Source organism: Pseudalgibacter alginicilyticus, from assembly GCF_001310225.1.
Lineage (GTDB): Bacteria > Bacteroidota > Bacteroidia > Flavobacteriales > Flavobacteriaceae > Pseudalgibacter > Pseudalgibacter alginicilyticus.
Map to the genome: position 1 here is coordinate 2,217,168 of NZ_CP012898.1, position 12,820 is coordinate 2,229,987.

Genomic DNA, 12,820 nt, shown 5'->3' on the forward strand with positions numbered 1-12,820 from the left:
TTAAAATGTCCGGAAATAATTTCCGGACATTTTGTATTTCTTAAAATAAAATCCAAAAATGCTTAAATCCGTAATTCTTTTTTTTGCACTTCTTTTTTCCTTTTCAATCGTATCCGCTCAAACTGGAGAGGTTACAGGAAAAATCCTTGATGGTGAGTTTAATGATGTTTTAGCCTTTGCTAACGTTTTAGTTAAAGACACCCAAACAGGTACCACATCAGATTTTGATGGTGTATATTCATTAACATTAAAAGAAGGTGTTTACACTTTAGTTTATTCATTTATTGGATATGAAACTAAGGCTATTACAGACGTTCAAGTAACGGCCAATGGCGTTACAGAAATAAATGTAACAATAAACCCAACCTCAGCTTCATTAAGCGAAATTGTTATAACAACTTCTATAAGAAGAAACACTGAAGAATCTGTTTTAAATTTTCAACGAAACTCAACAGTTTCATTAGATGGTCTTTCTATAGAAAGTATTAAAAAATCTGGTGCTAGTAATATTGCTTCGGCAATTAAAAGCATACCTGGTGTTTCAGTACAAGACAGCAAATTTGTATATGTGAGAGGTCTAGGTGACCGTTATACAAAATCCATTTTAAATGGTATGGACATACCGGGATTAGACCCAGACAAGAACACGGTACAAATGGATGTATTTCCTACTAATATTTTAGAAAACATTATAGTAGTTAAATCTGGATCAGCTGAATTACCTGCAGATTTTACTGGAGGTGTTGTAGATATAATAACTAAAGATTTTCCATCTAAAAAAGCAATGAGTTTTTCTGTTTCAAGCAGCTATAACCCTGATATGCATTTAAACTCAAACTACGTAACTTATGATGGTAGTGGCACAGACTTTTTAGGTTTTGATAATGGCAATAGAGATTTACCTATTTCTACTACATCTACAATTCCAAACCCTGCATCAGCAAATAACTCTACATTAGAAGGTATTACACGATCATTTAACAGCACATTAGCAGCAGAACGCAAAACAAGTTTGCCTAATTTAAGCTTAGGCTTTAATTACGGAAACCAATTTGATGTAGCTGACAATAAATTAGGACTTATTGCTTCTATAAATTATAAAAATGAAACCTTATTTTATGAAGGTTTTGAAAATGGTGTTTATCAAAAAGATGAAGACCGAAGTGTTTACGATTTAAGATTTGACAGAAGACAAACTGGCGATTTAGGTGAAAATAATACCTTACTTAGTGGTTTATTAGGCCTAACTTATAAAACAGACAATTCTAAATATAATTTTAATGTTCTACAAATTCAAAGCGGAGAAAGTAGAGCTGCATTATTTAATCAGGCTACACAAATATCAAATTCTATTAATGTAGACAAAGATAACTTAGAGTACACCCAACGCTCACTTACCAATTTAATGATTGGAGGTAAACACACCAGTAGCGACAGTAATTTTATAACTGAATGGAAAGTGTCACCAAGCCTTAGTCGTGTTTACGACAAAGACATAAGATTAACTACTTTTGTTTTAAACACTGATGGCACAACTGGAATTAGTTCAGATGCAGGATTTCCACAAAGATTATGGAGAGACTTAGAAGAATTTAACGTAGTAAGTAAATTAGATTTCACAAAAAAATACAACTTATTTAATAATAAAGCGGTACTGAAATTTGGTGGATTAGTTAGCTACAAACAACGTAATTATGATATCTACAAATACGAAGTTGCATTTAGAAGTGTAACCACTTCTGATTTTAACGGAGACCCTGATGCTATTTTAGCCTCAGAAAATATATGGACGCCAGAAACCAACTCTGGTTCCTATATTCGTGGAAATTTTGAACCAGCTAACTCCTATGAATCTACTCAAAATACAGGAGCTTTATATGTTTCAAATGAGTTTAAAATTAGCGATAAATTGAAAACTATTCTGGGTTTACGTGCCGAATATTTTACAACACTATTTAGCGGACAAAACAATTCAGGAACTATAATTTACGATAATGAGCAAACTATAGAAGAATTGGATTTATTCCCTTCTACTAACTTTATTTATGAAGTAAATGATAATTCTAATTTCCGCTTATCATATTTCCGCACCGTAGCAAGACCAAGTTTTAGAGAACTATCTGTGGTACAGATTCCAGATTTATTAACAGGAATTACTTTCTTAGGCAATATTGATTTACAACCTTCATATATTAATAACTTTGATGTAAGATATGAGTATTATGGTGAAAAAGCTCAAATGTTTGCCATCAGTGGTTTTTACAAAAAGTTTAAAGACCCTATTGAATTAGTAGCATTTTCATTTGTAGCTCCAAATCAATTTACGCCAAGAAATTCACCCGAAGCACAAGTATATGGGGTAGAATTTGAAGGGCGTAAAAATTTCAACTTCATAACAGAATCTTTATCTGATTTAAGTTTGAATGTAAACATTTCACTTATTGAATCTGAAATTGAAATGGCTAAAGGAGCCGGTGAAGAATATGAGTCTAGACAGCAATTTGCAAGAGATGTAGAAACAATAGATGATACACGTACTTTACAAGGCCAGTCGCCATTTTTAGTAAATGTAGGACTTAATTATAAAAATGAAGATTCTGGTTTTGAGTCAGGAATTTTTTACAATGTACAAGGTAAAACTTTGGAGATTGTTGGTTTTGGTAAAAATCCAGATGTATTCGTACAACCTTTTAATAGCTTAAATTTAAACTTTTCAAAAACTTTAGGTAAAGAAAACAATTCAACTATTACTTTTAAAGTTGATAATATTTTAGGCGAGGAAAAAGAAAGCGCATATGAATCATTTGGTACCGATAAAATTCCTTTTTCATTAAGACAACCAGGCACTTCATTTTCATTAGGTTATAGTATAAACTTTTAATACATATTAAAAGTTTAGCAAAATAAAAAAGCATCCCACAGGGATGCTTTTTGCATTAAATTAATTAGGCAATTAATGGGCAAAAAAAGGTGTTATTTTCCAAGCATAAGCAACTCACTACATACAACCTCAGTTACATACCGTTTGTTTCCTTCCTTATCGTCATAACTACGCGAAGTTAATTTACCTTCAATGGCTACCTCTTTTCCTTTGGTTACATATTTTTCAATAATTTGAGCCGTTTTTCCCCAAGCCACCACATTGTGCCATTGGGTATCAGTTATTTTTTCACCTTTATTATTGGTGTAGCTTTCATTGGTTGCAATATTAAATTTAGCCAATGTTTTTCCTGATTCAAGATTGATGATTTCTGGATCATTCCCTAAGTTACCAATCAACTGTACTTTGTTTCTAAGTGTGTTCATAATTTTAAATTTTAATCGTTAAACAGTTAATACTATCGAATTCTTATCTTTCGACACTGCAAAGATGTAACTGCATTAAAACTTTATTCGGTTATTAACTATTTAAATTCGTTTGTAAATATTTGTAGTCGTTTGTAAACGAGTATTTTTTTACATATATTTACATACATATCAAATACTTATGGCAACTCAATGTTTAGAATGTGGAGATAAAATTGTGGGCAGAATAGATAAAAAATTCTGTAGTGATGGCTGTAGAAATGCCTATAATAATAAAATTAACAAAGACAGTAAGAACTTAATCCGAAATACAAATAACAGACTTCGCAAGAATTACAGGATTTTAGAAATGCTTAATCCGAGCCAAAAAACCAAAACTTCAAGAGCAAAACTTATTGAAGCTGGTTTTGATTTTAATTACTTTACTAGCATATATACAACCAAAGCTGGTACAATATATTACTTTGTTTATGATCAAGGGTATTTACCTTTAGAAGGCGATTATTATGCTTTAGTAAGGAGAGAAAATTAATATTTAAAAAAAACTTTTGATTAAAAAATATCTAATCAAAAGTTTTTATTCCATGAAAAATAGGTTAATCACTATTTCCAATTTTGCCCTTTTAACTGCATAGCAGCTTTAAGAACATCTTTCTGACTTATGAGTCCGATTAATTTTCCATTTTCAACAATAGGAAATCGTCTATGTTTAGCTTCCAAAAATTTATTGGCCGCATCAAAAATATTCATATTACCATCAATGGTTTCAACATTTTTTGCCATATGATTTTCAATAGTATCACTTTGCATTGGCATATTGTAATATCGACTTTCACTAATTTGTTTAATACAGTCTCCTTCAGAAATAATTCCTACCAACTCATGATTTTCATTTACCACAGGGCCACCAGAAATTCTATTATTAATAAGGGTTTCCATAACATCTTCTATGGATTGGTCTGGCGTAAATGTTATTAAAGAAGTAGACATATAATCACTAACCTTTAAAGGCGTGTCATCTACTGCATTTGTCTGCAATCTTCGTGCTCCTTGAAAACTTTTTATAGCCATAATCTATTTTTTTTAAATTAATATTATATTATTTAGTTAATTGGATGGTTACTAAATTGTCTTAAAAGACTAAACTCTAACAAAAGCTTAACACCTTTTAAGATAAATAACTTAAGTAGAATAAACGCAATTTTTATCACTTGGGTATGATACTGAACTACTAAAGATAGCATTTTTTTGTAAATAAAAAAATTTAATGCTCTTTTTGAGCTTATAAAAGCTAATTTTTTTTAGTTTTAAACCCTTATAAAAAAAGAAGTTAAATATGATTATATGAATGTTACATTTGACTACTTTTAACAATCAAAAAAATTATTAAACATATTACAAATGAAAAAATTATTGGTACTGGTTTTATTAGTAAGCTGCTTTCAATTAAATGCACAAAGCAAATCAGAATTATTAAAACACTTTGAAGCTTACTACAAGCAAATGACAATGCAAGGAGACACACAAGGCATTATTAATGGATTGACTCATATAAATGTATTACAACCTTCTCAAGCCCGTAAAGATACCTTAGCTTATATTTACATGAGTGAAGGAAGAAATATGGAAGCTTTAAACACTATAGGTATTGAAAAATTAGCTACCGACTCTGATATTGCAGTACAAGTTAAAGCTGTTTGCTTAAAAAACTTAAGACAACCAAAGCGAGCGTTAGAACATTTTGAAGTCCTTTTTGAGAGAAGTTCCGATCCTTTAGTGGCTTACGAATTAGCTGAACTTAATTTACAACTTCAAAATCTTCCGGAAGCTGAGAAACATATTATTTTTGGATTGGCCAATTCTAAAGATGGTATGACCAAAGCTTTTTACGAACAACAACAACCTTATGAGGTTCCTTTAAAATCTGCTTTTATGTATTTGAACGCTTTAAATGTATACAATAAAGATACTAAAGCTAATATTGATGCAGCTGTTGATATATTGGATGCAACTTTAAAAGCCTCGCCAAACTTTAATTTAATTCAAGTAACCAAAAACGAACTATTGAGACAAAAACAGGTACTGCAAGCACAAGCTGCACAGCCTAAACAATAAGTAAAAGTTTCTAAATTTTAAAAGCCCTAAAAAAATCAATACAGATTTTTTTAGGGCTTTTTTTTTCAATTGTCCTAACACAAAAGGAATCTTTCTTATATTTAAAACTCTTTTTTACCAAATTCACTCTCAATAAACTTCGATTTATTTTTAACCTTGTTAAAGGTATAAGATAAGTTTAAGGTTACCATATCTACTTCGTACACATAATTTGTATAGGTATAAAATTCATCAGGTCTAGAAGTTGCAATACTTTGCTCGTTACTCTTTAATAATCCCATATCGATGTTTTGCCATTGTAAGGTTGCCACCAAACGACTGTCCAAAAACGATTTTTTAAAGGTTAAGTTAGGAGAATAAAACTGCGAATCTTCTCCTTGGGCCGTATTGGTTTCAGACAGATAATTAAAGGTAAATTGCAAGGTTGCATTTTTCCAAAATGAATACGTAGAATTCACATTTAATGAATAAATGGTGTTGCTACTATTCACATCATAATCTCTAATAATGCCATCACGATGCCTAAACACAAACTTACCATCAATGTCATAATTATAAAAATTGGCTCCAATAAAATTGCTCCAGTTTTTAGCTGCCTTAAACTGTGCGCCAAACTCTAAACCTATAGCATTGCTTTTTCCAACATTGGAATACACACGGTTTAATATACTATCTATAACAGCACCATTGCTTTCATAAGCCAAAGTATTAACTCGATTGATGGTATTGTTTACATGCCTATAATATGCTGTAGCATACCCAGATGTATTATTATTGAATTTTTTGTTAATGCCAAGCTCTACCAAATCTATAAACTCGGGCAATAAGCGATTATCTCCTTGCTCAAATACTTCAGAGTGCTCTCTTTCTGCAAAACTATTCATTTTTAAGGTAGTTGTTCTCTCAACTCTTTTACTATAGGCCGCTTTTATTTTAGTATCATCATTTACCGAATATTGTAAAGATGCTGAAGGAAATAACTTTACAAAATCATATTCATATTCATTTGGCTCAGTATCACTCACCAAAGCTTCTGTATAGATTCTATCCATAGACTCTAAACGCACGCCTGCGGCATAATCCCATTTATCTTTTGTTCCTGTTAATTGTCCGTACCCAGAATGAATGGTTCTTTTTAACTCAATGTTACTTGAAAATTCAGGAACGACAACATCGTCACGCTCGTAAATAAATTCCCCCTCATGGTTTAAATTTCTAAATTGATACCCGGTTTCTAAGGTTCCAAAAGAAAACGGTTTCCACTTATAATCTAAGTTAAAACGTGTTCCGTTCAACGGATTATCATTGGTGTTATACTCTTGCTGATAAACAACACCATAAGCAGGAGTATCTACATTATCATTATAAGTTGGCCCTCCTAAAAAGGTGTATTCATACAAAAAGGAGGTTGATAGTTTAGATGTATTATCAAATGTATGACCATAATCAAAACTACCTAAAACAAAATCGCCTTTTCTGGTCCTTAAATTGTGGTTATAATATGAAAACGTATAGTCTCTACTTCCACTTCCAATAGGAGAAATAGCGTGATTATCGTAATAAGTAATATCCGCCAATCTATCTTTGGTATGTTTCCCTGCAAAAAAGCCCAATGAAAACTCATCCTTTTTATTTGGAGTAAAACCTACTGTAAAACGTCCGTTATAGCTAATGTCATCAAAACTACGTTCGCCATCCGACGGTAAAAAGGTTTGCCTATCTTCGGCTTGATTGACAATATACAACTCCCCTTCTCTTCTTCCTGTTTTATCATTGCGTTGGTAACTGGTACCGAAAGATAAATTCCATTTGTCGGTTTTTGAATTTATTGTAGCATCTATCCCGTAGCGATGTGCTGCTACTTGTGTGTCATAAGGTTCGATGGAAGGAAAACCACCTCTTACATTTACTTGCGCAAAAATTCCGTTAGTTGCCCCTTCTTTTGTAATGATGTTTAAAATACCTCCCTTTCCTTCTGGGTCATATTTTGCTGAAGGCGCTGTAATGATTTCAATTTTTTCTAGAGCATTAGCTGGCAACTGTGCTAAAATAGAACTGGCATCTCCTTGGGTTGGCTTACCATTAATCAACACTGCAAAACCTTTACTCCCTCTTACACTTATATCTCCTAAACCATCTACAGAAACAGATGGCAAATTTTTAATAACATCGGTAGCACTACCTCCTTGGCTGTTTTGAAAATTTTTGGAATCGAATACCTGACGGTCTATTTTATTAATTACTGTAGAACGTTCTGCCCTAATTTCCACTTCATTAAGCTCATTTCCTAAAACTAATTTTATAACCCCTAAATCTATGCGTTTATTACCTTTAGAAATAGTAATATTTGGAATGGTTTTAGTTGTATATCCAACAAATGACGCTTCTAAATAATAATGCCCATTTTTAAGATTATCAATTACAAATACCCCATCAATATTTGTGATTACACCTGCAACTAAAGACTTATCAGCTTGATTGTATAATGCTGCTGTTGCATATTCTAAAGGATAATTATCTGATGTATCTTGAATTATTCCTGTTATTTGAGATACTACAGTATTTGATATTAGTAAGATTGCAACAACTATTAATTTTTTAAACTTCATATTATTTGTAAATTGATGTTAATTTGGTTGCAAATGTATTTTTAAAAGAAGTAAGTGAATGGTCTTTTTGAAAAGTTTAAGGTATATTTAATAATTCCTTTTTTATTTGTAGAGGTGTACGACCTGTATGACGTTTAAAATATTTCACAAAATGTGAAACATCTTTAAAGTCTAATTCAAATGCAATTTCGCTTATGGTTTTATTTGTAAAATTAAGCAACCTTTTAACCTCCTTAATTATTTCAATGGCAATAATTTCAGAGGGTGTTTTATCATATTGTTTTTTACAAAGTTGATTTAAATTTTGAGACGTCACATTGAGTCTATCAGCATAAAAAGCAACATTATTCCTAGGCTTATCAATTAAAAGCTCCATAAATTCTTTTGCCTTATCAATATTATCCTTAGCTCTACCTGCATAAGAATTGCTTATTATTTTTCCTAAAAGGGCTTTTAAAACGCCTTCAATAAATGCAGCTTGAGGCTGTACTTGCTGTTTTTCTTTACAGAGTACTTTAAATAATGATTTTATAATAGTAGCATCCTTTTTATGCAACTCAATTTTCGGTACGGTTTGTAATTTAACCAATTGAAGATTAATATATTTATCTAATGTTTTTTCAAGAAATGTTTCTTTTATAATAATAACATAGCCTTTTGGAACGCTATTAATTTCCCAATTATGCACTTCTTCTTTTTTTACTACAAAAATCATTGGAGGTTTAATAACATAACTTTTAGAATCTAAATGATGAAAGCCTTCTCCCTTACTAAAAAAAATAATTTCCAAATATTTATTGTGCCTATGTGGCCTTGTGTAACGCTTGCTAACATCAAAAGGTGCTATTTTAATATCATCAATTGACGAAATTTTATTATTAGTTCTTATCACGTTTTTCAAAATATATCTTTTTTACAAATTAACGCTATTTAAAAAGAACAAGGATTAGATAGTAAAAATTCTTGAACTCTAATTCAGTTTCCTATTTTTGTCGAAATTTAAAATTAAATATTATGATTTCAGCAAATGAATATTTTGATGGCAACGTTAAATCTTTAGGATACACAAGTAAAACAGGACAATCTACATTAGGTGTTATGAATGCAGGCACGTATGAATTTGCCACTTCTAAACACGAAACCATGAATGTTATTGAAGGTGAAATGACAGTTTTATTACCTGGAAGTTCTGAGTGGGTAACTTATAAAGCTGGTGAAGCTTATCAAATTGAAGCCAATGAAAAATTTCAAGTAAAGGTTTCTGGACAAACGTCTTATTTATGCCAATATAAATAAAAGGATTTTTAAAGTTATTTAGTCGCAATCTATAAACTCATATGATAAAATTTATTAGTATTTAGATTGCGCTAAATAAAACAAAAATAATGGTTCGGTTTTTTAATTAGCTATCTTGCTTAGCTCATTTATTCAGTTTTTTTAGTAAAATATCCTTTTGATATGAAAACATATATCTTACTTTTTTCTGTTTTTTCAATTAGTATAACCTGTTTTAGCCAAAATATAAGCAGTATAGAATTATTAAACAAAACAATAAACTATCATGACCCTAATGGCGCTTGGAATACATTTAATGGCAAATTGCATGTTACTATGGAAGCTTCAAATAAAACTAAGCGCGATAGTAATATTGAAATAAACCTTACAGATGAATATTTTACTCTAACTACCAAACAAGACTCAGTAACTTACACCCTCAAAAAAGGAATTTGTATTATTTCAAAAAAGGATTCATTGCGAATTTCTAAACAAATTGAAAAACCTAAACGGTCGCACTGCGAAATGGCAGAATTATTTAAAAATTACTACACCTATCTCTATGGTTTACCAATGAAACTTAAAGATCCTGGAACCATAATTAATGATAAGGTTGAACATAAAACATTTAATGGCAAAGATTACTTAACTTTACAAGTAAGTTATGAATCTTCTGTTGGCAGTGATATTTGGTTTTTTTATTTCAACCCAGTAAATTATGCCATGGAAATATATCAATTTTTTAAAACAGATAATGCTGGAAAAATAAAACCTGATAGTGGTGAATATATTTTACTCTCAGATATAAAAATTGTAAATGGCATTAAAATGCCAAAAATCAGAGCTTGGTATTACAACAAAAACAATAAATATTTAGGCACTGATATTTTAAAGTAACCATTCAAATATTTTAAAAAATATTAAAATAATTCTCTATCAACTATACATTTACATTTTTAATTCAAATCAACCGTTATTTATTAATTCCAATTGATTTTTATAGGTTTCAATTCTTGCATGAGCAGTTCCATCTATTAATAAGATAACAATTAGCAAGGCAATTGTAGTAATACTGATAGCTCGCCACATGGGCTTATTAACAAAAATAATTAGTAAAGCAGCTACAATGATTATAAGGGGAATAACTTTAAAAACAACCGTTTGATATTCCTTTAATGTGCTTTCCGAACGAGTAATTTCTGACGCTACAAATGCCGAAGCATCAATATTGTAAGCTGTTTCAAATCGGGTTATTCTTGATTTATTGGTATAAAACAACCCAAGTCCAATCGTCATAAGCAAGAGACCTGCCACCATAGTTGGTATAATGTATGCTCTTGCTATATCTGTTTTTCCTAAATGCCAAAATCCTATACTTGCTACTATAAATACAAATCCGAAAAGCATAAAAAATGGTATTGAAATAAGTTCGGCTTTTGCCCAATCAGTTGCTGTTTTTAATATATCCATAATACTAATTCATTTTATATAACGCTCTATATTCTGTAGGACTAATGCCTGCTTTCTTTTTAAATAATCTGGAAAAATAGGGTGGGTATTCAAAGCCTAATTCGTAGGCCACTTCCGAAATGCTTTTATTGGGTTGCAATAAAACATTCTTTGCTTCATCAATTAGACGTAATTGTAAATGCTCAGTGGTGGTTTTTCCCGTCTCTTTTTTAAGTGTATCACTCAAGTAACGCTGTGAAACCAACATTTTTTCGGCTAATTGCTCAATACTTGGAATGCCTTTTTCCTGTAGTTGCCCAGATTCAAAATACCTGTTCAATTCTTGGTTAAATTGCTCAAGCAAACTATGAGATAATTCTTTTCTGTTTAAAAACTGCCTTTCATAAAAACGATTGGCATATTTTAACAAGGTATCCAATTGCGAAATAATAATGTCTTTACTAAAGGCATCTTGGTTGTTTTGGTATTCACTTTCAATATTTTCAACGATAGATTCTATTTGCTTTTCTTCTTTAGGCGACAAGTGCAAAGCCTCATTCGCAGCATAGGAGAAGAAGCTGTATTTTTTTATCTTTTGGGCTAAATCTGTTCCTTTTAAAAAATCTTCGTGGAAATTAATTGAAAATCCTTTTTGATCAAAAATAAAGCTACTATCCCATTGCAGAACCTGTCTGGGGGCAATAAAAATCAATGCGCCATTGGTAAAATCATATTTGGTTCGTCCATAATTTAATTCACCGTGCATAATTTTTTTTAAGCTAATGGAATAACAATCCGTTGAAATGGGCGGAGAGCTTTCTCGGGGGCATGGGAGGTAATCATTATCTTTTGCCACCATAACACTTAGCATAGGATGCTCAGGACGGGGCAGTTGCATATAGTCAAGAAAAGCGGCGAGTGTTTTATAGTGTTTCATTTTTTAGTCTTTTAGGGATTTCCACCAAGGTTTAAATTGCTGTAATGGATCCTTTAAATTAACATTTTCGCCAATCATTGGTGTTAGGATTCTTATATTTTTTTGATTTTTTTCTTCCGTTATACTTGTTAAGGGTTCGTCCCAATCGTGGTTGGCAAGCCTAAATTTCCCAGAATGCACTGGTAGAATGGTTTTGGTGTTTAAATCGTTACCTGCCTTAAGTGGTTCTCCTGGTAACATGTGGATGTATTTCCATTTTTTATCATATTGGCCGTTTTCAAGAATCGCCAAGTCAAAGGGGCCAAATTTCTTTCCAATTTCCTTAAAATGGGTGTCATAACCACTATCGCCACCAATATAAATAGTTGCGTTTGGTGTTTTTAAAACAAAGGAAGCCCAAAGTGTTTTTCCTCGTGTTAACCCTCTGCCAGAAAAGTGTCTTGCCGGTGTAACGTGGACTTGAAAACCATCTTCAAATGAAAATGCATCATACCAATCACCTTCAAATATTTTTTCTGGATTGAACCCCCAATGCTCTAAATGGGCACCATTACCAAGCCCTGTAATGACTTTTTTAATTTTTGGGTTTAGCTGTTTCAGGGTTTTATAATCCATATGGTCCCAATGGTCGTGGGAAATGAATAAGAAATCTATTTCGGGGATATCGTCTGTTGTATAAATATCTGTTCCTTCATAGGCTTTGGTGGTAAATGAAAGAGGTGAAGCGTTACCACTTAAAACCGGATCTACCAATATTTTTTTGCCATCAATTTGCATAAAATATGTTGAGTGCCCCATCCAAACCAGTACGTTTTCATCAGCTTTTAAGGCTTTTAAGTCCGTTTTTATGGAAGGAAGGGCTCTGGTTGGTTCTTTCGGTTTTGATGAAAAAAGAAATTCATATAGAACTTTAGTATATCCAACACCCTCAGTTAACATAGGCGTTTCATTTACATTTTGAAAGCTTCCGTTTTTGTAGTTAGGCGATTGTTCTATTCTCATTAAATGCTCTCCTGAAGGGTGCTTCCCAAATCGTTCTGTATTTAAGAAAATGTAAGTGCCAATACCAAGTATGGCGATAATCAATAGTGTTACAATCATTATTTTTTTGATTAAAATCATTTTGATA

12 protein-coding genes are annotated in these 12,820 nt (G+C 31.6%); 5 read left to right on the top strand and 7 right to left on the bottom strand.

Going from position 1 to position 12,820, the window contains the following annotated elements:
• Nucleotides 1-58 precede the first annotated feature (58 nt).
• On the top strand, nucleotides 59-2,881 hold the full coding sequence (locus APS56_RS09310) for a TonB-dependent receptor (RefSeq protein ID WP_054727457.1): 2,823 nt from the start codon (nucleotides 59-61) through the stop codon (nucleotides 2,879-2,881).
• A gap of 92 nt (nucleotides 2,882-2,973) precedes the next feature.
• Here APS56_RS09310 and APS56_RS09315 read toward each other — a convergent pair whose 3' ends face one another.
• Nucleotides 2,974-3,306 (bottom strand): single-stranded DNA-binding protein, encoded by a 333-nt coding sequence (locus tag APS56_RS09315; RefSeq protein WP_054727459.1) that lies wholly within the window; start codon nucleotides 3,304-3,306, stop codon nucleotides 2,974-2,976.
• A 181-nt stretch (nucleotides 3,307-3,487) separates the two neighbouring features.
• Here APS56_RS09315 and APS56_RS09320 point away from each other — a divergent pair, with 181 nt between their 5' ends.
• Nucleotides 3,488-3,838 (top strand): hypothetical protein, encoded by a 351-nt coding sequence (locus tag APS56_RS09320; RefSeq protein ID WP_054727461.1) that lies wholly within the window; start codon nucleotides 3,488-3,490, stop codon nucleotides 3,836-3,838.
• 71 nt (nucleotides 3,839-3,909) lie between these two features.
• Here the strand turns inward: APS56_RS09320 and APS56_RS09325 are convergent, their stop codons facing one another.
• Nucleotides 3,910-4,377, bottom strand: a complete 468-nt coding sequence (locus APS56_RS09325; RefSeq protein ID WP_054727463.1) for a CBS domain-containing protein — start codon at nucleotides 4,375-4,377, stop codon at nucleotides 3,910-3,912.
• 330 nt (nucleotides 4,378-4,707) lie between these two features.
• Between APS56_RS09325 and APS56_RS09330 the strand changes: the two genes are divergently transcribed.
• Entirely contained in the window at nucleotides 4,708-5,421 is a 714-nt protein-coding gene (locus APS56_RS09330) for a tetratricopeptide repeat protein (protein ID WP_054727465.1), read from the top strand.
• A gap of 101 nt (nucleotides 5,422-5,522) precedes the next feature.
• Here the strand turns inward: APS56_RS09330 and APS56_RS09335 are convergent, their stop codons facing one another.
• Entirely contained in the window at nucleotides 5,523-8,030 is a 2,508-nt protein-coding gene (locus APS56_RS09335; protein ID WP_054727467.1) for a TonB-dependent receptor, read from the bottom strand.
• A gap of 76 nt (nucleotides 8,031-8,106) precedes the next feature.
• Complete coding sequence (locus APS56_RS09340; RefSeq protein ID WP_236778486.1) at nucleotides 8,107-8,922, bottom strand: AraC family transcriptional regulator; 816 nt, start codon at nucleotides 8,920-8,922, stop codon at nucleotides 8,107-8,109.
• A gap of 122 nt (nucleotides 8,923-9,044) precedes the next feature.
• Here APS56_RS09340 and ppnP point away from each other — a divergent pair, with 122 nt between their 5' ends.
• Together ppnP and APS56_RS09350 are read left to right on the top strand one after the other, a co-directional pair.
• Nucleotides 9,045-9,326 (top strand): pyrimidine/purine nucleoside phosphorylase, encoded by a 282-nt coding sequence (gene ppnP / locus APS56_RS09345; RefSeq protein ID WP_054727471.1) that lies wholly within the window; start codon nucleotides 9,045-9,047, stop codon nucleotides 9,324-9,326.
• Nucleotides 9,327-9,488: 162 nt separating this feature from the next.
• Nucleotides 9,489-10,202 carry a DUF6503 family protein gene (locus APS56_RS09350; protein WP_054727473.1) on the top strand — a complete coding sequence of 238 codons (714 nt, stop codon included), beginning with the start codon at nucleotides 9,489-9,491 and terminating at the stop codon, nucleotides 10,200-10,202.
• 69 nt (nucleotides 10,203-10,271) lie between these two features.
• On the opposite strand, the gene APS56_RS09355 is transcribed toward APS56_RS09350, so the two are convergent.
• Genes APS56_RS09355 through APS56_RS09365 form a run of 3 tightly spaced genes read right to left on the bottom strand, consistent with a single transcriptional unit; the run spans nucleotide 10,272 to nucleotide 12,813 of the window.
• The gene (locus APS56_RS09355; protein WP_054727475.1) at nucleotides 10,272-10,775 is read right to left on the bottom strand and encodes a hypothetical protein; all 504 of its coding nucleotides are present in this window, start codon (nucleotides 10,773-10,775) and stop codon (nucleotides 10,272-10,274) included.
• A gap of 4 nt (nucleotides 10,776-10,779) precedes the next feature.
• Nucleotides 10,780-11,691, bottom strand: coding sequence for a helix-turn-helix domain-containing protein (locus tag APS56_RS09360; protein ID WP_054727477.1), 912 nt, complete (start codon nucleotides 11,689-11,691; stop codon nucleotides 10,780-10,782).
• A gap of 3 nt (nucleotides 11,692-11,694) precedes the next feature.
• Nucleotides 11,695-12,813: an MBL fold metallo-hydrolase gene (locus tag APS56_RS09365; protein ID WP_236778407.1), complete on the bottom strand. Its 1,119-nt coding sequence runs from the start codon at nucleotides 12,811-12,813 to the stop codon at nucleotides 11,695-11,697.
• Between the last annotated feature and the right edge of the window lie 7 nt (nucleotides 12,814-12,820).

Coding starts and splice junctions, on each gene's coding strand:
- APS56_RS09310 (WP_054727457.1), top strand. CDS start 59: ATGCTTAAATCCGTAATTCTTTTTTTTGCACTTCTTTTTTCCTTTTCA.
- APS56_RS09315 (WP_054727459.1), bottom strand. CDS start 3,306: ATGAACACACTTAGAAACAAAGTACAGTTGATTGGTAACTTAGGGAAT.
- APS56_RS09320 (WP_054727461.1), top strand. CDS start 3,488: ATGGCAACTCAATGTTTAGAATGTGGAGATAAAATTGTGGGCAGAATA.
- APS56_RS09325 (WP_054727463.1), bottom strand. CDS start 4,377: ATGGCTATAAAAAGTTTTCAAGGAGCACGAAGATTGCAGACAAATGCA.
- APS56_RS09330 (WP_054727465.1), top strand. CDS start 4,708: ATGAAAAAATTATTGGTACTGGTTTTATTAGTAAGCTGCTTTCAATTA.
- APS56_RS09335 (WP_054727467.1), bottom strand. CDS start 8,030: ATGAAGTTTAAAAAATTAATAGTTGTTGCAATCTTACTAATATCAAAT.
- ppnP (WP_054727471.1), top strand. CDS start 9,045: ATGATTTCAGCAAATGAATATTTTGATGGCAACGTTAAATCTTTAGGA.
- APS56_RS09350 (WP_054727473.1), top strand. CDS start 9,489: ATGAAAACATATATCTTACTTTTTTCTGTTTTTTCAATTAGTATAACC.
- APS56_RS09355 (WP_054727475.1), bottom strand. CDS start 10,775: ATGGATATATTAAAAACAGCAACTGATTGGGCAAAAGCCGAACTTATT.
- APS56_RS09360 (WP_054727477.1), bottom strand. CDS start 11,691: ATGAAACACTATAAAACACTCGCCGCTTTTCTTGACTATATGCAACTG.
- APS56_RS09365 (WP_236778407.1), bottom strand. CDS start 12,813: ATGATTTTAATCAAAAAAATAATGATTGTAACACTATTGATTATCGCC.